This is a genomic window from Silvibacterium acidisoli, from assembly GCA_022870745.1.
GTDB lineage: Bacteria > Acidobacteriota > Terriglobia > Terriglobales > Acidobacteriaceae > Silvibacterium.
Window position 1 is genome coordinate 5,172,604 of record CP085323.1, and the last position, 20,285, is coordinate 5,192,888.

Here is a 20,285-nt window from a genome sequence, read left to right on the forward strand (position 1 = left end):
GCACATTCAGCCGACCTGATCCTGTCGGCTGAATGTCAGGTCATGCCTTCCCCATCGCCGGATCGGTGAAGCTTTCGCTGCCGGTTTCCTCTTTGCCCGCATAGCGTTGTTCATAGCTGTCAGCGCCAGAGACACGCACTCGCAGATCGTACCAACCAAAGCTTGGCCCCAGGTTGAGGGCGAGGTCCGAAGAACTTTGAGCTCCAACCTTAACGGTGCGAACTTTGCTGCCATAGGACAGATCTTCAACCGTCACCGTCAACGGTTGCGAGCTATCCCCGTTCACAAGCCTTAATGATGATCTTCCAGATGTACTTAGAAGGCTTATGGCCAATTTGGGATCGTTGGAGCTTCCATGAAATTCGCGGAAGAAACCATTCGGACCGTAAACGCACAGATGATAGGTTTCCGAATCGAAAAGCCTGAGCGGAAATAAATCCGTGACCTTGTCTCCGGCAGAGACGGCATAGTCCCATGCGCGTCCCGTTTCAAATGCATCCTTGCCGGCCATTTGCACTCGTCCAGGCGTATATACGCGGAACGGCGCGCCAGCCGCTCGCTTACCGAAAAGCTCACGTCCGGCTGCAAACTCGATCCTGAATGCGCGTTTGTCTTCAGTGAGGCATCCATTCGCTGTCAGCTGGTAGGGCAACGAAGATGCAGGCCTCACGCCGGCTTCCTGCCTTGGCAATCGCGAACAGCTTCGCGTTGACATGCGTGCATGATGGATCTCTTCCTGAGTCAACGGCTCCATTCCGCCAGGCATCGGCTTGAATTTCGCTGCATCGATCGATGTCAGGAATGGATTGCGCTGCACCGGCTCAGGTAAACGTGAAGTCTGCCCGTCCCATGGCCTGAACGCAGATGTTAAATCGCCGCATACGGTACGCCGCCAGGCACTAATGTTTGTTTCGCGAATGGGCTGACCCGTCTTGTGGCTCAGGAAAACTTCAGTGAATTGCAGAAGCGATGTGTGATCGAAAACCTGCGAACAAACGTATCCGCCGCGGCTCCACGGAGATGCGACCACAAGCGGAGTGCGAAATCCCAAACCGATTGGCCCCGGTTTTCCAGGCCACTCCGGCTCTTTCTGCCGGATCGCGTCCATCTGCTCCGCGGAAACATATTCGACTGAAGGATCGATTCCTGCGGAGACCTTTCCCGTATCTGTGCGGCCCGGCTGAGGTGGCACGAAGGGCGGGATGTGATCGAAATAACCATCATTCTCGTCATAGCAGAGGATGAAGATGGTCTTCTTCCAGACCTCCGGGTTGCGCGTCAAAATATCGAGCGCCTCAGAGACATACCAAGCGCCGAACCATGCTGAAGACGGATGATCGGAAAATGCCTCAGGAGCGACGATCCATGAAACAGCCGGCAGCTTTCCGTTCTGCACATCCTGACGGAACTCGTGGAACACGTCGCCTTTGGGAACTTTCATCGAATGCTCTACCCCATCCCCGCGATAAGGCAATGACGTAAGCGTGCGAAAGTCCGGATCTCCCTCGTTTGTGCTGAATGCCTTGCGATGCAGATTTTGTTCATGCTCTGGCAGTGCAGCAAAGGCAGCATCGGTCCAGTTGTCCAGATCGCGCCGCACCTTATCCAATTCCTTTCGCGTCTCCGCGACCTGCTTCTCTGTCTCTGCGCTGTGGGGCTCGCTATCAAGCTGCTTGAGTCTGGACTCTAGCGAGACTTGTTTCTCCGCAAGCCAACGCCGGTGCGAGGGAGCAAATCGCACATGGTAGTGCGTGAAATACTCCAATGGATTGTCGTCGAAATTCGACAGCCATTTGTCCTCGTCCTCGCTCAGGCCAGATGGCAGGCTCAACTCGTTCTGATAGATCCGCCAGGAAATCCCCTGCCGTTCGAGCCGGTCGGGAAAGGTCGTCCATTCGAGTGGCTTGTCGTAATCCATGTCATCGTTGCGCACGTACGCGAAAGATCCGATCGATTGCTCAGCACGCACCGTTCCCGTCCACATATGGAGCCGGTTTGGCTCAGTGGCCGTAAGCGATGAACTGAAATTCTGGTCGCATACCGTGAAGGCGTCCGCCAGCGCATAGTAAAACGGCAGGTCTTCGCGGTTGTAGTAGCCCATCGTCAACGGCAGATTTGCGTACTTAGGCTCGGAGGATGCCTTGGCGTGGATCCAGCGATCGTAGCGTCCGTCATTACGCGCTTCATCCGAGTTCTCCCATCCGTGCGGCAGAGATCCCAGCCAGGTTGCGCTGCTGTTGCGAATATCGAAACGGAATGGCGCGTGAACTGTCCCCGAGGCGCTCGCCTGCAGCCATACCGGATCGCCGCTGGGCAACGTCACCGCACGTGGATCGTTGTAGCCTCGGACCCCTCGCAGCGTTCCGTAGAGGTGATCAAAGGAGCGATTTTCCTGCATGAGAATGACGATGTGTTCCGCATCCAGATACGTTGACTGCGGTTCTGGATCGATCGACGCAGCCCGCGTTATCGCCGGCAGCAGCTGTTGGCCGAAGCCGCCCGCGGCCAGCAGGGAGGCCAGCTTCATAAAATCGCGTCGTGATTGCATGTCCCTATCCTATGTCTCAATTTGAATATGAATGGGCTCGCGCGATTGGTTCCTTTGGCGAGCCCCACAAAGACAGCAGTGAATTTTCACCCACTCGTCCTTGATCAACGGTTTGCCGGTGAAGAACTAAAAGTCCAGGCGTGCGGCGATCTGACCGGCACGGCCGCCGAGGCCCGCCGTGACAACGCCGAAACTTGCACTCGACAGGTTCAGATTGAGGTTGTTTTCATTCAGGTTCGTATGATTGGTCACGTTGGTAAAGCTTGCCTCTACACGAAGCTTGAAACGTTCGTCGACCGTGAAGACTTTCGCGAGGCCGCTGTTCAGCTGGATATATCCGGGGCCCTGCACAGTGCCGATTCCGCTGTTGCCGAAGCGGCCGATAGGAAGAGCCGGACCATAGGTGGAGACAGGTGTTCCATTCGGGTTGAAGCCAGCGCCTGTATTGCAGGCCTCACCGGGTTTCCAGGCTGACCAGCCGGGGCAGGCGAACGCCAGCGGGTTGATCCAGCCGGAGCGGCCCTGATGTTCCGGCTTCCAGTTCGTGCTCGTCACGCGATCCGGATGCTGTGAGGCATCGGTGGGAACCCAACCCGCTACAGTCGTGGCAAGTCCCGATCCTGTACCAGACGGATCGGTTTGTCCACCAGCGAAGGTGGGCGTGAGATAGGCGCCCGTCTGCCAGATAAAGATGTTGCTCAACTGCCAGCCCCCAACGAGGGCATCCACAGCATGCGGCATATTCGCACCGAACTGACGGCCACGCCCAACGGGAAGCTGGTAGATCGAAGTGGTAAGCCAGTGCAGGCGACGTGGACCTGGCGTGTTGCCGTAGTCGAGTGACTTGTCGAATACCCAGGAGGCAAAATCGCCGCCCCCGCGCTCGCCCGAGTACTGGGTGTCAGATGCTCCAGTGTTGTTGGAAAGAGCCCGGGCATAGGTGAATGTCGAATTGAATTGAAGCCCCTGCGCCATCTGATGTTGCGCTTCAATCTCCAGGGCGTGGTAGCTGGCAGTTGCCTGCGAACCGTAATTCATCAGGACGCCCCAGTTCGGGAATCTGCGCGCGCTCAACGGCTGGTTGTAAGCCGAAACCGATTTCGAAAGCGGCAAGGTGTTTTCATCCTGCTTCAAATTGAGGTGTGACGTCTGCGAGCCGTTATAAGTAGCGCGAATTCCGTAGCCACGGCCCAGATCGTGTTCGACTGTCAATGCCCATTGCGCTGTTTCCGCGTCGTGATAGTGAATGTCAATGCTGGCATTGAATTCGTTCGTACCGTAGCAGTTGGTGCAGCCGCTCGTTCCCGAGCCATAGCCGATCGCTGGCCACTCGAACAGGGGCTGGCCAGTGTCGGGATTGACGGCATTCGTATAAGCCGATGAGTTGCCCTGAACCGTTCCCGTCAGAGAATGGAAGGTCTGTCCCATGACTGTTACGTTATATAAGCCGAAGCCAGAGCGTACTACCCATTTGCCATCATCCGTCAGGCGATAGGCCAGGCCCACACGAGGCAGAATCCGGTCCTTGTCGACATAACGCAACCCCCTGGGCAAACCGGCCTCAGTATTGGAGACAACCGGCATACAAGGTGCGCCATTCACAACCGAGTCATTGGTCGTGTGAATGCCATCCGCATCGCAGGCGTTTGAGGATTGAAGAGTGCTTACTGACAGAAGGTTCGGCTGCGGGAAGGTGGGATAAATAACCCTGGCCGACTGCGGAACGCTGTAATCCATGTTGGCGTAGAAGCCATTCTTGTCGTAGAAGGCCGGGCGGTATTCGTAGCGCACGCCGTAATCTACGGACAATCTCGGTGTTACGCGCCAGTGATCCTCGGCATATACGTGATACTCCGCCGTAGTGCCGTCGATATCACCCTCGGCCGTGTCGTAGGTTGTGTTGTTCGGGACGCCAGTCAGGAAGTCGGCGAAATCGACCCCGGTAAAGGTACCGACAGCGTTGCCGGCGTTGCTGAAATAGAAGTTGCCGTAATTATCTCCGTTGGTGATGCCGGTTGCTCCGATATAGGTGTAGGAGCGAACATCCCCACCGAACTTCATGGCATGTGTCCCTTTCGTCCAGGACAGGCTCTCGTTATACGAATAGGTATTGTCGATGTCGGAATCGTTGAGTCGTCCGGATGGCGGCGAGCTGATGTTGGTGAACGAAAGGTACGGGAAGCCGTTGTACCAGAGGTCATTTAGCGCCGTAAGACCAAGTCCCTGCGTGAAGGCCATTCCATTGAACGGATTCGCATCGCCGTTGGTCCAGCGTGTAAAACCGAAAGTAAAGACATTGATCAAGTCGGGTTTGATCGTCCAGCTCAGACTCGTAACGAGATTTGAGGAATCATAAACATTCGTGCTGGGATCGAAGGTGAGGTTGTAGGCACTGGTGCTCGGAAAGTTGTAATAACTGTAGCGGCCCCACAGCAGGACTTTCTGATTTGTGCCGAAGTATTTATCACCACGCACATCAACCTGGTTGGAATGCGTCGGCTCGGGTACGTTCGCGTAGTAGTTCGCTGATTCGCCATTCACGTAGGCGCTCGTGGGAACGGTACCGCCGCCGGTCAGCGTTGCCGCGGTATTGGGATCGGGATAGAACTGCAGAAACTTCTGCGCAATGGGGCTTAAGGCATTAGCTGGAATGGTGTTGCCCCAGCTTTGACCAGTATTCGGATCGGTCAGACCGGTGTACGTGGCCGAAGGATTGGAGTAGCCGGAAAAATCACCGCGCTTCATCGCCGCCGTGGGCACAACTGCGGACATGGTCACGTCTTGAGGGAGACGGAAGCCTTCGTAATCGACAAAGAAGAAGCTCTTGTTGTGTCCGTCATACAGGTGAGGAATGACCACGGGACCGCCCAGCTTCCCGCCAAAAGTGTTAGCCACAACATGCGGCCGGATGGTGGATCCAAAAGTATTGGCGTTCATGCCGGAGTTCTGGTGATAGATCCATCCGGAACCATGCAGCGTATTCGCGCCTGCCTTACTGGTGACCGATACCTGAGCAGGGTCGCCAAATTCCGCCGGCGCCAATACGCCTGTAAGTTGAATCGAAGCTACATCGTCAGCGCTGGGAAACAGGACAGGATTACCGCTGCTCCCGACCTGGATATTCGTGATGCCGTCCACCGTCATATCCGATGTGAACGGCAGGTTACCTTCCACTGAATAAGCGCCCTGATCGGCCTGCACGCCGGGCATAGCAGACATCGCGCCAAGAACTGACGTACCTGCGGCACTGGCGCGGAAGTTCGTCGGAAGATCGATCACATCGTTATAGTTAAAGGTTGTCGTGATGGCGGGCGTCTCCGTCTGGATCGCACCGGTGTTTTCTCCGGCTACATTCACGGTGACCTGGGCGCTCCCGACAACCAGCTTCGCATCGACACGCAGGGTCTGCAGGGTCGCAAGCTGAAGTCCGGTTGTAGACCACTTTTCGAAGCCCTTTGCCTCGACTACAACCATGTAATGGTCCGCGTCCGCATCCAGGAACTGGTAGTCACCGACTCCGCTGCTCGTTGTCGTACGAACAACTCCCTTGTCCGTGTCAGTCAGCGTCACACTGGCACCGGGCACCACGGCGCCATTGCCATCCGTCACCGTGCCGACGATCGCTCCGTGTACAGCTTGCGCGGCAGCTGGAAAAACCACCGACATCAGACTCAGCAAAAGGCATACGGGAAGAAAGACGTACCTGCAGCGATTGAAATTCCTATGAACGTTCATCTTTGCTGACCTCACCCAAATTTCGCGCTTCTGCGCCTGAGTGTCAGCCAGTTCTGCGGCATACAGATACGTTCAGCAGGTTAAGCAGAGCTGGAATACACGTTCGCCGTGTGATGGATTCATCTCGCAGACAGCTTTCTCGAGCAACAAAACTTCCCTGCTCCCGATCCGAAGACCGAATTGAATGAGAGCAGGGAGAGTCCACACAATCGTCATGGGAGGGATGAAAGCCTTGTTAAAGGCTGATCGCACTTGATTGCAGGGAGGAGAAAGCTGCTTCCAGAATTTCGATCGCAGTTCGAAGATGTTCTTCCTCAATCGTCAGCGGAGGCGTGAGCACGATCGTGTTTCCCATAGAAGTTTTAAAGCTGAGTCCCCGGCTGAGCGCCGCATAAAGAATCTGCTCGGTCTCTGCCTCAGCGGGCGAGCCATCCGGATGCCGGAGCGTCACTGCACAGAGAAGGCCGAGGCCTCGGACATCGTGAATGATGGGATAGCGCTCGCCAAGTTCTTTCAACCGCGTGAGAAAACGCGCGCCCAGTTCGGCTGCGCGCACGCACAAGCCCTCGGATTCGATGACTTCGATGGTGGCAAGGGCCGCGGCGCACAGGATGGGATTTTTCTCATGGGTAAAGTGCCCCAGCGCCATCTCTGCGCCCACATCAAGATCCTCCCGTGCGAGCAGCGCTGCCATCGGGAGCATTCCCCCGCCCAGGCCTTTGCCGATCACCAGCATGTCCGGGACAACGTCATATTGTTCGCATGTAAACATCGAGCCCGTGCGCCCAAGTCCGTGCGGGATCTCGTCGAGTATCAGCAACGCTCCGTAGCGATCGCATAGAGATCGAATGCGCCGCCAATAATCCATCGGCGGAATGGTCCCCGTGCTGCGTACGGTTTCTCCGATAATCGCAGCCACATCGCCTTCTCGTTCAAGTACATATTCGATATAGTCCACACACGCCAGCGTGCAGCTCTTTCCGCAGCGAAAAGGACACCGCTGCGGCTCCGGCGGAGGCACGTGCTCAGCACCCGGCATGAGCGGCCCCATGCCTCGACGGAAAAGCGCTTCACCGCCCAGCGAGATCGTATCCAGCGTGGCGCCATGAAACGAATCCCAAAGTGAAATAGTCTTGAATCGCCCGGTCGCCAGACGAGCGAGCTTGACTGCCATGGATATGGCCTCGGCGCCCCCCGGCGCGAACAGGCATTTGTTCAGATTCCCCGGCGAGATCGAGGCCAGCTTACGCGCCAGCCCGATTGCATAGCGGTTCGTGTAACGGCGTGTACAAAATGGCAGCTCATCCATCGCTTCCACGACCGCTGCCTTCACCTTCGGGTTTCCGAACCCGACCTGATGTACGTTGTTTCCATGGAAATCAAGGTACTTGCGGCCCTGCACATCGATCAGGAAACTGCCTTCACATGCTTCCAGAACATTCAGGCAGGGCGACGATAACGACTGGTGCAGAAAAAAACGCGCATCCTCCTCGAGCAATGCGTGCGTGTCCGCATCCAGATGTTCGCTTTGCCATGCCAGACGCTTTGTCGACAGATTTACATCGCCTTCGGATTGCGCAATCTCTCTGTTCTCATGGTCGTTCATACATTACTCCTCAGTTCGCCATCCATCGATACGATCGGCGGTTCACTCGTCTCCGCAACATCCGGCGGCCTGAGGTTCCATAGCGGAATCAATGTTCCGGCTGCCGCGAATCCCGCGGCGGCGAATACCAGGAACAACCGATTCCAGCCATAGTGCTCGCTGACGTAGATCACCAGGTAAGGAGAAATCAATGCCCCCAGATGCCCGATACCGTCGATCAGCCCGGATGCGGTCGCCGCAGCTTTAGCCTGTCCAATGTCCTGCGCGGCAGCGCCGGAAAGCAACGTATCCGGACCATACGACAGCATGCCCGCCAGTGAGATGATCATACCGGCCGCCAATGGGCTCAAGCTCGGCGCAGCCGCCAGCGTCAGGATCACCAGGCTGAATCCGCACAGCATCAGCGCTGAAATCGGTGCGCGCCGGGATTGCATCCAGTGGTCGGAGATGTATCCGGCAGCCAGCGCACCAGCGACGCCAACCAGCTCATACAAAGAAGAGAGATAACCTGACGCGGTCAAACCGAAATGCAACCGGTTGACCATGTAATACGGCAGCCAGAACATGAGGGCATACCGGAACATCTCAAGAAAGAAATAAGCCGCGCCGATCAGCCAGATGGCACGATTGCCCAGCAGTGCAAGAACCTCGCTCCAGGCCGAATGGCTGGACGATCCTTCTGCGGCCGGGCTCGCCATCTCCGGCATATCCGAAGAGGGCGACGCTGTTTCCGGCGTGTCCCGCACCAGCAGAAAGAATGCGACGGCCACGGCTGCCAGCACCACCGCCGGCAGAAGAAACCCACGCCGCCAGCCAAGTTCTGGAAAGAGCCAGTGTTGCGAAACAGCCCAGGTGGCAAAGGTAGTGGCGAGAAATCCGCCCAGGACATAATTCGTTCCCCACCAGGCCATCACCACGCCGCGCTGGCGGCTGCTGAACCAGCTCGCCATGATCTTGACAAGGCCTGACCACCCGGTCGATTGCCCAACTCCGTTGATGCAGGCGAAGATCAGTAGCCAGAGAGGAGCGCCGTGAAACCCCATCAGCAGATTGCTGACGATAATCAGCACCAGGCCTGTTCCCACCACTCTGCCCGGGCCGAACCTGTCCGACAGAAAACCGCAGCCAAACTGTCCCAGCGCGTAGAGCAGGCTATAGCCAAAGACGATATTAGCCAGTTCCAGGCTTCCCAGTCCGGAAACGCTGTGCAAGGCCGGCAAAGCAATGCTCAGGTTTTTCCGGCAAAGATAAAACCCGGCGTACGTGAGCCATGTAACCGCAAAAATCTTCCGCTGGCCGCGGCTTCCTGAAATTGCCGCTTCTGGCCGTACCGATCTGCCCACTGAGTCTTTTCCCCCGCCGGTCAAACCCCAAATGTATCTGGACCGGATTACAACAGCTTCCAGCTTCAGGCGCAGACGCCGAACATAGAAACGTTCGGCAGGTTAAGCCGCAAATACTTCAACAGTTAACGGTCCTTTACGGCGCAGAAGAGGCGAATCGAATATGAACACAATATTGCAGCACGGAAGGAGCATCGCCGTTATACGCCTGTAACACAGCGCGACATATCATACGCCTAGATCTGAGCGGCCTCTTGCTTCGGATCAATTCACTTCCCCACTCAGGCGTTATTAAAACGAAGGAACCTTCGAGATGACCTCGCCTCATCGGGCCGGGTTACCGGCATCGCCATCGCCAATGGGCGGCAGGCAGGAAATACCGGGCTCCGAGCTCGCAAAGCACAGTGCGTCTCTCCGCGAGACCCTGCAGTCAATCTGCGAAAGCGCTCCGTTTCGCACCAGCCCCAAGAGTTGTGAGTTCCTGCGGCACATTGTCCTTCGCTCCCTCGATGGGGACACCGATGTACTCAAGGAACGGCTCATCGGTATGGCACTGCTCGGCCGCGACGCAAGCTATGACACCACCACGGATGCCGGAGTGCGTGTGCGCGCGAACGATGTTCGCAAGCGCCTAAATGCATACAACGAGAGCCTGGAAAATACCGGGGCATACAGTTTTGGACTGCCGGCGGGAACCTACGTTCCGACCTTTTACAGCTCCTTAGTTGCATCGCCCATTCAGGAAATCGCCAGCCTGCCTGTAAAGAACTCTCCATCGGTTCCGGCGCAACCGCTGTCTCTTTATCTGCTGGCCGCTCCCGCCCTTGTCGCGCTGTTTCTGTGTGTGATCTTTCTCCGTTCGGAATTTGCCCAGTCTCACTCGTTTCTTCTCTTCTGGAACCACGTTCTTCCTGACGGCGAAGCGCAACTGTATCTGCAGCCGCCGCTCGCCGGTGACAACGCCCCAGACGCAGCCAATGGTTCGCGTGACGAAGAAGATTTGCGCGCCCTCAACTTTGCCGCCCCACTCTTCGATCTAGCCGGACAGTTTCATCGCCAGCTGATACTCGTTGACACCCCTGCCAAGGCAGCCGGCGGAAAGCTCCTTTATATCGGCGCCTCCGAGAGCCACACAGGGCAGTTCGATTCGCTTTACGAACTGCCCGACAAGACCTTGGCCTCCGAAAGCCGCTTTGTTATCAGGGACACGCCTGCAGGCCGCCGCATTCTCGACCGTCAGCTGCCCCAATCCAGTGGGACTCGCGGAGCATTGCTGACGATCATGAACGGCCCCCGGCTTCTTATCTGGATCGATGGAGTCGACGACAGCGCTATCCGTATGCTCGTCGACAGACTATGCGACCAGCGAGGCTTTCCAAGCTCCCTGGCCGACAGCTTTCAGCCTTACACAGTCACCCAGGCGGTCTTTCCTGCCTCGCCTCAAAGCGAACCGGCGGTTGTCCGCATGCCTTTCCACGAGATGCCAACCACCAGCGAGGTTGCGCAATGAGCCGGGAAAACTTCTCCAACGCCGCATGGCCCAGCCGGCTCTACTCCGGCGCATGGCTGCTATACGCCGGTTATTACATTTGCCGTAAGGATCAAGGCTCGGCAGTTGGCCCCACAGCCTCACACATGGCCGCGGAGCTGGTCTGTTTTGGAATCGCCTACGCCATCGCGCAATTTGTCGGCGGAGAGCTGGCGGACCGCTTCAGTGCCCGCCGTGTCGCGCTCGCCGGTGCCGTTCTCTCCATCGTTTGCACCGTATTGCTCGCCATTGCTTCACCGCACATGATCCTTTTCCTGCAGTTCGGCAATGGCTTCGGCCAGGGGTTCGGCTGGCCCGCTCTGCTGCAACTCTTCGGGCGCTGGTTTGGGCGCGGTGAACGCGACCATGTCCTGGGCTGGTGGAGCATCAGCTACATTCTCGGCGGCGTGCTCGCCAGTTCCCTCACGATGTGGCTTACGGCCCGAACCGGGGTTGCCGCGCATAGCGGCTTTGAGCCGGCCTACCTGGTCTCCGCAGGTGTTCTATTGCTGGCGGCGCTTCTTTTCTATTTCATCACCCGCGGCTTGCCTGAAACGCAGGCGGTGGAGGCTACGCAGAAGGAATGCGATTCCAATTCCAGTCAGGGATGGTTTCGGGTGCTCGGAGACCGCAACATCCGTTATATCTCCGCCATGTATTTCTTCCTCAAAATGACCCGGTACACGCTACTCTTCTGGCTGCCTCGCTACCTGGTCTCGGGTGGCGGTTACACAAGCTGGTCAGCAGCTCATATCGCTTCTTCCTTCGAGATTCTTGGCATAGCCGGGCCCGTGGCCATCGGCTATATCGTCGAACGCTGGTTCAGGGACCGATACATGCAAGTGGGCGCGATCATGCTCTACGCGCTTGCATTTGTCTGCCTGGTGCACCCATTGCTGGCAGGCACCGGTACCTTCGGCATGGTGGTTTCGGTCTCGCTCATGGGCATGCTCATTCATGGTTCGGACCTGCTTATGTCCGGCATGGCTGTCCTTGACACCATGCCATCCCAGGTTCATGGCCGCTCGATCGGCTTCGTCAACGGCATCGGCTCTATCGGACAGGCCATCTCGCCCTTACTGGCCACCCTCTTCGTTGCCCATTATGGCTGGAGCCGGCTTTTCGACCTTTTCGTCTTTTTCGCGATCGTATCCGGCGTCATCTGCACCCTCGGAGCACGCTCCCAAACCGGTAAACCGTCCCCGGTTAACCGTTCAGCCCTTAAGTTATCCGGCATTCCGCTGTAAGCTTGCCGTGTGAAATCACGAAATGTAGATGTTCTGGTGATCGGTGCGGGCATTATCGGCCTGGCACATGCCTGGATCGCTGCTCGTTCCGGCCATTCCGTTGCCGTCCTTGAACGGCGCCCCGCCGCACTGGGTGCTTCGATCGCCAATTTCGGTCTTTTGTGGCCCATCGGCCAGCCCGCTGGCCCCATGCTGCAATTAGCCCTCAAGAGCCGTGGGCTCTGGATCGAGATGCTTGAAGAAGCCGGGATTTCCAGCCGCCAGACTGGCTCACTTCATATCGCCTGCCGCGACGACGAACAGCAGGTAGGTATGGAGTTCGCTGCCCTCGCGCCTGCACTCGGCTACCAATGTTCCTGGCTGGATCGTGCCGATGCGCTCGCCTGCAGTCCGGCTCTTCGCCCCGATAACCTGCTTGGCGCACTCTGGAGCGAGACCGAAATCATGGTCGACCCACGCGAGGTACTGAGCAGGCTCGCAAAATATCTCGCTGAGCGCTACGCAGTTTCATTCGAGTGGAGTTGCACCGCCCTCAACATCGACTCATCGCGCGTCAGCACAACACAAGGCGAATGGTCCGCCAGCCGCATCCTGGTGTGCAACGGCGCAGATGTCGACCTGCTTTACCCTGAGCTCTTTGCAGACAGCGGTCTTATCTTCTGCCGCCTGCAGATGATGCGCACCCCGCCGCAGTCTGCAAACTGGAATCTGGGACCCGCGCTGGCCGGTGGCCTTACCTTTCGCTTTTATCCTTCCTTCGCTGCCTGTTCGTCACTCGCTGGCCTGCGCAGCCGCATTCACCGCGAATCGCCGGAGTACGACCATTTCGGCATTCACACCATGGTCTCGCAGACGACCGCAGGCGAACTTACACTGGGCGACTCGCACCAGTACGGATTACCTGTCACGCCATTCAATTCCGATGAGATCGACCGGCTCATTCTGCGCCATCTCGACACCTACGTCAGAGTGCCTGACGGTCTTTCTATCCGCGAACGATGGTACGGAGTCTATGCCAAGCACCCGGAAAAACCCTATTTGCGTCTCCAGCCTGCTGACAACGTCGAGATCGTTACCGGCCTCGGCGGTGCGGGTATGACTCTCAGCTTCGGCGTCGCTCATGAAACCTTCCATTCCACGACAATAAAGGAACTACGATGAAACCCTTTGCCAGGCTGCGTGCCGTCATGCTCGACTGGGCCGGAACCGCTGTCGATCACGGTTCGATCGCGCCGGTCATCGTCCTTCAGGAGCTTTTTGCCCGCCACCGCGTCGAACTCACGTCCGAGGAGGCACGCCGCGATATGGGCCTGCTGAAGCGGGATCATATTCGCGCGATCCTCGCCCTGCCGAGCGTCGCAGACAAATGGCGCTCTGCTGCCGGGAGAAATCCTGCCACCGAGGATGTGGATTCGCTTTACGCCCAGTTCGGTCTACTGCAACCGGCTATCCTGTCCAGCAATTCAGAGCTCATCGACGGAGTAGTCGAAGCTACCGGAACGTGGCGTACTTTGGGCCTCCGCATCGGAAGCACGACCGGTTACACACGGGAAATGCTCAAGCCCATCGCCGAAGAGGCTGCAGCGCGGGGATATGCACCCGACGCTTCGGTCTGCCCAGATGAAGTGGGGGCAGGCCGCCCCGCACCATGGATGCTTTATCGCAACATGCAGCTGCTCGACATCTATCCGCCCTCGGCATGCGTCAAGATCGGCGATACCGTCAGCGACATCGAAGAGGGCCGGAACGCCGGCATGTGGACAATCGGGCTCACGCGAACCGGCAACCTGATTGGTCTCGATGCTGCCGCCTGGGCTCAGCTCGACACCACCAGCCAACAAGCCAGCCTCGACCGGGCTGCGCAACAACTCCTGCAAGCCGGCGCCGATTATGTCGCGGAAGACCTTCCCGCCTGTACCCATCTTCTGGAGCAGATCGAAGGCCGTCTTATCAATCAGGACGCACCAGGCAGGATGGCACAACTCGAGCTCTCCTGACATTGCTTCGAAGACCCGCGATGCGCTGCCAGAAGGGCGAGCTTCGTGGTGTGTTCCTGGCAGCGTCCATCGCCTTCGGCTGCAAGTACTGTTGCGTTTCGTCGGCGGCGCAGCGCCTCCGGTGGCAGTCGCTGGCGGGCGGTAGTTTACTTCGCTGCTTAGGCATATCCACGTAGAAGCTGAATCTGTTAATTCACCTCGGCTGTCGAAAGCTCCGTGAGCTTTCGAGTGACCAGGATTCCGCTCATGAGAAAGTACACCGCTCCAAAGATGGCGTAGCCTCCCACATCCTTGATGTGGCGTTTATCGTGAAGACCGCCTACCAGGTAGGCGACGCCTGCAAGCGTTGACTGCGCGCCGCTCAGGATCATCGCCCACTGTCCGCCCAGCTCCTGCTTGCGGCGAATCAGAGCGGCAATGAGTTGGAGCGCTCCTGCACCGAGAGCCCACGCGCCGAAGATGGCAACCGAGTAGATCGGCTGGTGAAACACTGTGAGACCGATGCCGACCGCAGCCGCTAGTCCCAGGACTGCATTTATGATTTGCGATGTGCGCGTATTACCGGATTGGCTGGATGTGTTGAGGTCGTATACCGTACACGTGACGTCCCAGAGTGGGTAAATTAAAAAGAGTATGGCAGCGAGTTGAGGCTGCGTGCTGGCCATAGTGATGATGGCTACTGCCCAAATCACTTGGAAAGCTGTGCGGACGAAGTAGAGGTTACGCAACGAACGTGTCGAATTGATTGAAAATGTTTCCATGACGTGATCTATTTACCTTTTAGTTGGTAGATTTGGATTTACACAAAACCTGAAATGCCTGGCCGCTCAGACGCTACGAAGTCTGACACTCGACGCGCCGTTGCCAACACTTGAAGTTTTTAACGGCACCGCGATATCGGCACCGCTCAAGGCTGAAGGTCCCCGGCCTATCAGTTGAGCAGTCCCCGCATGGAGGATTCGTTCTGTTGCCTTGCATGCATGTAAGACTACCAACTAGTCGGGTTGGTTACAGGTTTTTCGTGCAAGGCTCAGCCGGCGAATAAGGTACTGCGGTTCCTGCTCCCTGTGCCGCTCCGCGCATTGCCGGGAGTGGAACGACAGGGGTGTACTCTCCGGAATACTGTCTTCTTAAGCGACAATTAAGCATTCGGGTAGAAAATAGGTGGATCATGAGGGTTTTACTGGTAGAGGATGAGGTCCGTCTCGCGGAAAACCTGACCTCCGGGCTCAGGGAGGCTGGTTTCGCCGTCGATCACGCGGCAAATGGACTTGACGGGTCTCATTACGCGGAACAGGATCTGTATGACTTGATCGTTCTGGACCTGATGCTGCCCGGACGTGACGGAAAGACTTTGCTCAGGCTGCTGCGTCAAAAGGGTATTCATACCCCCGTGCTGGTTCTGACAGCGCAGGAAGGTAAGACCTGGATCATCGACCTGTTGAACGCGGGCGCGGACGATTATCTCGCGAAGCCATTCGATCTTGGGGAGCTGATCGCAAGAAGCAAAGCCCTGATACGTCGTTCAGCGGGCGTCTCCTCGCCCGAATTGCGTGCTGGCGACCTGACCATCGACACCGTGCAGCGAACCGTCACCCGCAATGGCCAGGTCATCGACCTTTCACCAACCGAGTATCGAATACTGGAGTGTCTCGCTCATCGACCCAAGATCGTCGTCTCAAAGAAGGAGCTCCTCGAGCACCTGTACGATTACGATTGGGAGCATCACTCGAATGTGATCGAAGCGCACATGTCGAATCTACGTCGAAAGCTCATCTCCCCAACCGGGGAATCGATCATCGAAACGTTGAGACATCGCGGATACAGAATTCGCAGCGGCGGTTCCAAATGACCGTCACCTCCTCACTCACCAGAAGAATTATCCTTTCCGTTCTTCTGCTGGAGTTCCTGGCTGCGTTTGTCCTGATTGGCACCATTACGATTCACGAGCGCCGGATTCAGTTCGAGGCATTCGATGCCAACCTTCGTGCAGGAGCGAACGCGCTTCTGGGCGCCGTCCAGGAAGCGGCAACCAGCGATGGAAGCGTCCTGCTCGATCTTCGTGGCCTTAACCTTCCGCCCAGGGCGACCTTCAGCGTTGCTGTAGATGGCGGTCATGTTCTTGGTACCAGAGGTTCGCTGCCCACGGTCGACTTGAAGCCTGACACGAGCAAACACCTGGCCCTGGATGGTCGCAGCTACGGCTTCTACAAGCTCGAAGGAGAGCGCATTATCGATCCGGGCAGAGCCAATGCGGTCGATCATCAGGTGACGGTTATCTATGGTCTTCCCGAAGGGCGAGCCTGGCATTCCGTCTTCGAGGCAACACGATATTTCAGCCTTGCGACCCTCGCATTTCTCGGCATCACTGCCGCGCTGCTCACCTGGATCATACGAAGGTTCCTTCATCCGATCCGGGAACTCGCCAATGCCGCGGAGAACATCGACGTCCAGCGTTGGACTTTTGACGCTCCCCCGAGCAGCAGGCAGTTTCTTGAGTTGCGCCCTCTGTCATTCGCGATTGAGAAGACGATTAGCCGGCTGCAGCGATCTTTTGAACAACAAAGACGCTTTACCAGCGACGCAGCACATGAATTGAAGACGGATTTAGCAGTGATTAAATCCTCCTTTCAGCTCCTCGGTATGAGGAAGCGGACAGTGGAAGAATATGAGGATGGTATTCGTGCCGGTCTGAATGACATCAGCCGAATGGAGACCTCGGTTCTCAGGATGCTGACTCTTGCCCGCCTTGAGCAGGCCCCGATGGACGAGCACCAGGTCAGCAACCTCACTGAAATCATCGAAGAAGCGGTCGGGCAAAGTCGGCCATTAGCTGAGTTGAGACAGTGCTCAATTGTGCATACGCCGCACGCCGGTGCGCTGCTGGTCAGCCTCAGCAAGGAAGATGCCTTCCTGCTTTGTTCCAATCTTCTCGTCAACGCGCTGCAGCACTCCCGTGGCGGAGCTGTTGAGGTACAGACGCAGCGAACCGGTGCCCGCATGGTGCTGGGCGTGCGCGACCACGGTGAAGGCATTGCGGAAGAGGATCTTCCTCACCTGTTTGACGCGTTTTATCGCGGCGATGCATCGCGCAACCGCGAAAGGGGCGGGACGGGTCTGGGATTGTCGATCTGCAAAGCCATCTGCGACAGATCGGGCGGCACCATCACCATCGCGAATCACCCCGATGGAGGAGCGGTAGTGAATGTCGAGCTTCCCTGCCGGCGTCCCATCGAGTGACGAGCCGTTCAAGCAAGACTGCGTCCAGGTCAACACTCTTCGTCGTCCGTTGAAGCTGCTTCCTTTACCTGAATTCCCCTTTGTGAATTCAACGCAACTTTGGCAATCCCTCCTTAAGTCTGGCTTAAGCTCACGGCCCTAATCTCACATAAGCTGGCCGGCACAACTTCGGCCATCTCAGGCCTAAAAGCGCTACACATCGAAGGAGAAATGCATGTTCAAGCTACGTTCTTCACTCCTGCAGGCAGGACTCATGCTTCTAATTACAGTTCCCTTTGCATCAGCCCAGAACGAGTGGAAGGTAAAGAACACCTTTCACCTTGGTGGAGAAGGTGGATGGGATTATGTAACAGTCGATGCGCCTGAACATCGCATCTTTGTAACCCGTTCAACACATACCATGGCGATCAGTACAGATAGCGGAAAGGTTCTGGGTGATATTCCCGGCCAGACCCGATCGCATGGTGTCGCGATTGTTCCCCGCCTGGGCCGGGGCTTCATCACTGACGGAGGCGGTTCAGGTTCGATCGTCGTTTTCGATCTGAAAACCTATGCGGTACTGGGAAAGATTCCGACGATGCCTGACTCCGACGGCATCATCTACGATGCAAAATCTGATCGCGTCCTTGCAGTATCAGGCGACGGTGGTGCCCTGATGACCTTCAAGCCGGACATTGATCCAAAGAACGGTAAGATCGATCCTCCGATTGCGCTCGGCGGTTCGCCTGAGTTTCTTGCAACCGACGGAGCCGGCAAAGTCTTCGTCAACATTGAAGACAAGGACGTTGTGGCAGTCGTCGATCTACACTCCCGCAAAGTGATTGCACGCTGGCCTGTGAAACCAGCGGGGCATCCCGTGGGAATGGCAATTGACGCACCGCATCACAGGCTCTTCATCGGCGCGAGAAATCCCCAGAAACTGGTAGTCATGAACACGGAGACCGGATCCATTGAAGCAGCCATTCCGATCGGGGCTGGCGTGGATGCAACGGCCTTCGACAATGGACAGGCATTTGCCAGTTGTGGAGATGGGACCCTTACCGTGAGCGGTGAAACGAATGGCAAATGGGATGCGCAGCAGGTCTTAAAGACCGCCGCGGGTGCCCGCACGATGGGATTCGATCATGCAAATCATCGCATTTATTTGCCGACCGCCGAGCTCGAGCCAGCGACCACTGGCAGGCCCAAACCGAAGCCGGGCACGTTCATGATCCTTGAAGCCGGGCGGTGAGCAAGCGGGGCGCTCACTGCAGAAGTGCCAACCTTCCCTGCAAGTAGCTGGGCTTCAGCATTGCTCACGCCTACAAGTGAGTATGCAGGAGCAAACGGCATGGTCCTATCAGCAATTCATACACAGTCGATAGGGGCGATCGGCGTTGATTGCATTGTTTCTTCCCTCCAATCTTTGTTGGAGAGTGCAGGCCTTAAACAATACAGTCGTGCCGCATCGCTCTGGCTCTTCTTTGCAGGCTGCGGCGTCCTTGAACTATGTATCAGCATCACTCTCGGCAAATTCATTGAGTGGTGGCGGCCGCTCACCAGTTGGACCAGGCGAAACTCTGTCGCAGCAGATGTAACCTACGCGATTTTCGTGCGAACTGTTCTCTTCCCGCTGGTTGCCTATTTTGAGTTCGACTGGCTTCGAAGAGGATACGAAGCATTTCTTCTAGGGCACTCCATACATCCGCCATCTTTGGTCTCGCTTTTTCCGGGACTGGCATGGTGGCCAGCACTTGCCTTCCTGGCGAACTTCGCCCTCCTCGACCTGGCCGACTACTGGAAGCATCGCCTGTCGCATCGATATGGATGGTGGTACGGCATCCATTCCCTCCACCATGCAGAAGATCAAATGACCTTCTGGTCTGACGAACGCTCGCATGTTCTCGAAGATGCAATCACATATGTGTGGCTTATCGCTGTAGGCGTCGCGATCGGCGTTCCGTCCTTTCAGTTTCCATTTCTGATTCTTTGCTTAAGGTTTGTAGGCAGCCTTGCCCATTCGAATACCCGGATCGACTACGGATGGCTAGGAGAGCGCATCCTCATTTCACCGCGTTTTCACCGCACGCATCATGCACTCAAGGCAGCAGGCAGACGGAGCTGCAACTTTGGCACAGCGCTGCCATGGTGGGATATGGCTTTCGGAACAGCCCGCTTCGGAGACAACACCATCGAGACCGGCGATGCAGGGGCAGAGGTCGTGATGGTCAGCGGCTCCTGGGGACAGCAGCAGGCCGCGGGCTTTCGCCGCATGCTTCGCCTGGCCCATCGCGGCAGGAAAAGCAAGGTAGTGAGGACTGCGCAATGAGTTTTGTTGAAGTAGCAGCATGGGCGAACAGGGTTCTGGATCACGGAAAATTAGGAATAGAGCCGAAGGAGAGTTGGAAGCTTAAGGCCTACAACGACTACAGAGCGAAACTTCGTGAGACTGGCTATCCCTGTTTTTTTGGACAGACAGCCGAGATTCGCGGCGAAATGATCTATACCTTCGTCTCATTCGATTCTCTCAAACCCTTCGTCAGGAATATGAGCCAGTTCGTACACCTGATTCAAACAAGGGATCATGAGCGATCAAGCCTGGTCGCCTTCTTCAAGCCGGACCCGGGCCTGACCGATCATACTCAGTTCACTTATCGCTTCTGGTCCGCCCTGCAGTTTCTTCGCGATCACGACGAAGCATCTACGACACATCGGGAGCCGGAAGATCCTTTGTGGGAGTTCTCCTTCGACGGCTGCGAGATGTTTGTCGTTGGCGCATCGCCAACCTACCGGCAACGTGGCAGCAGAAACCTGGGCGACGGAATGGTCCTCATTTTCCAACCGCGTGTCCTCTTTATCGACCCGGAAACATCCGAGCCGATTTCCGGAGAAGTGCGCCGGCGGATACATAAACGGATGCTGACGTATGACGGTATGCCTGTCCATCCAGATATCGGCCTCTATGGACAAGACACGAATCGCGAGTGGAAACAGTATGTGCTCGCGGATGACAACTCGCCTGAGGATGGTCGTTGCCCCTTTCATCCACGTCAGAAATGAGC

General features: G+C 56.9%; 14 protein-coding genes. 9 read left to right on the forward strand and 5 right to left on the reverse strand.

The genetic code is table 11. The features are described 5' to 3' along the window. Window positions 1–40: 40 nt before the first annotated feature. The 4 genes from LJD29_RS21145 to LJD29_RS21160 all read right to left on the reverse strand — a co-directional run bounded on the left by LJD29_RS21145 (window position 41) and on the right by LJD29_RS21160 (window position 9,232). Window positions 41–2,548 carry a phosphocholine-specific phospholipase C gene (locus tag LJD29_RS21145; RefSeq protein ID WP_446743563.1) on the reverse strand — a complete coding sequence of 836 codons (2,508 nt, stop codon included), beginning with the start codon at window positions 2,546–2,548 and terminating at the stop codon, window positions 41–43. Between the two features lie 126 nt (window positions 2,549–2,674). Then, on the reverse strand, window positions 2,675–6,214 hold the full coding sequence (locus tag LJD29_RS21150) for a TonB-dependent receptor (RefSeq protein ID WP_446743564.1): 3,540 nt from the start codon (window positions 6,212–6,214) through the stop codon (window positions 2,675–2,677). 304 nt (window positions 6,215–6,518) lie between these two features. Then, window positions 6,519–7,889, reverse strand: coding sequence for a (R)-1-hydroxy-2-aminoethylphosphonate ammonia-lyase (pbfA, locus tag LJD29_RS21155; protein ID WP_446743565.1), 1,371 nt, complete (start codon window positions 7,887–7,889; stop codon window positions 6,519–6,521). Beyond that, window positions 7,886–9,232 (reverse strand): MFS transporter, encoded by a 1,347-nt coding sequence (locus tag LJD29_RS21160; RefSeq protein WP_446743566.1) that lies wholly within the window; start codon window positions 9,230–9,232, stop codon window positions 7,886–7,888. The genes pbfA and LJD29_RS21160 overlap by 4 nt, the downstream gene beginning before the upstream one ends. Window positions 9,233–9,545: 313 nt before the next feature. Between LJD29_RS21160 and LJD29_RS21165 the strand changes: the two genes are divergently transcribed. Genes LJD29_RS21165 through phnX form a run of 4 tightly spaced genes read left to right on the forward strand, consistent with a single transcriptional unit; the run spans window position 9,546 to window position 14,004 of the window. Further along, window positions 9,546–10,742 carry a hypothetical protein gene (locus tag LJD29_RS21165; protein ID WP_446743567.1) on the forward strand — a complete coding sequence of 399 codons (1,197 nt, stop codon included), beginning with the start codon at window positions 9,546–9,548 and terminating at the stop codon, window positions 10,740–10,742. Continuing rightward, window positions 10,739–12,007 carry an MFS transporter gene (locus LJD29_RS21170; RefSeq protein WP_446743568.1) on the forward strand — a complete coding sequence of 423 codons (1,269 nt, stop codon included), beginning with the start codon at window positions 10,739–10,741 and terminating at the stop codon, window positions 12,005–12,007. The genes LJD29_RS21165 and LJD29_RS21170 overlap by 4 nt, the downstream gene beginning before the upstream one ends. 9 nt (window positions 12,008–12,016) lie before the next feature. Then, the gene (locus tag LJD29_RS21175; RefSeq protein ID WP_446743569.1) at window positions 12,017–13,168 is read left to right on the forward strand and encodes a TIGR03364 family FAD-dependent oxidoreductase; all 1,152 of its coding nucleotides are present in this window, start codon (window positions 12,017–12,019) and stop codon (window positions 13,166–13,168) included. Beyond that, a complete protein-coding gene (gene phnX / locus LJD29_RS21180) occupies window positions 13,165–14,004 on the forward strand; it encodes a phosphonoacetaldehyde hydrolase (RefSeq protein WP_446743570.1) in 840 nt (279 codons plus the stop codon). Before LJD29_RS21175 ends, phnX begins: the two co-directional genes overlap by 4 nt. A gap of 188 nt (window positions 14,005–14,192) precedes the next feature. Here phnX and LJD29_RS21185 read toward each other — a convergent pair whose 3' ends face one another. After that, window positions 14,193–14,765 (reverse strand): DUF308 domain-containing protein, encoded by a 573-nt coding sequence (locus LJD29_RS21185; RefSeq protein WP_446743571.1) that lies wholly within the window; start codon window positions 14,763–14,765, stop codon window positions 14,193–14,195. Between the two features lie 410 nt (window positions 14,766–15,175). On the opposite strand from LJD29_RS21185, the gene LJD29_RS21190 reads away from it, so the two are divergent. From LJD29_RS21190 to LJD29_RS21210, 5 genes are all read left to right on the forward strand, one after another. Further along, window positions 15,176–15,856 carry a response regulator transcription factor gene (locus tag LJD29_RS21190; RefSeq protein ID WP_446743572.1) on the forward strand — a complete coding sequence of 227 codons (681 nt, stop codon included), beginning with the start codon at window positions 15,176–15,178 and terminating at the stop codon, window positions 15,854–15,856. Further along, window positions 15,853–17,244 carry a sensor histidine kinase gene (locus tag LJD29_RS21195; protein ID WP_446743573.1) on the forward strand — a complete coding sequence of 464 codons (1,392 nt, stop codon included), beginning with the start codon at window positions 15,853–15,855 and terminating at the stop codon, window positions 17,242–17,244. The genes LJD29_RS21190 and LJD29_RS21195 overlap by 4 nt, the downstream gene beginning before the upstream one ends. Window positions 17,245–17,458: 214 nt before the next feature. Further along, entirely contained in the window at window positions 17,459–18,475 is a 1,017-nt protein-coding gene (locus LJD29_RS21200; protein ID WP_446743574.1) for a YncE family protein, read from the forward strand. A gap of 360 nt (window positions 18,476–18,835) precedes the next feature. Next, window positions 18,836–19,552, forward strand: coding sequence for a sterol desaturase family protein (locus tag LJD29_RS21205; protein ID WP_446743575.1), 717 nt, complete (start codon window positions 18,836–18,838; stop codon window positions 19,550–19,552). After that, window positions 19,549–20,283 (forward strand): YqcI/YcgG family protein, encoded by a 735-nt coding sequence (locus LJD29_RS21210; protein WP_446743576.1) that lies wholly within the window; start codon window positions 19,549–19,551, stop codon window positions 20,281–20,283. Before LJD29_RS21205 ends, LJD29_RS21210 begins: the two co-directional genes overlap by 4 nt. Window positions 20,284–20,285: the final 2 nt, after the last annotated feature.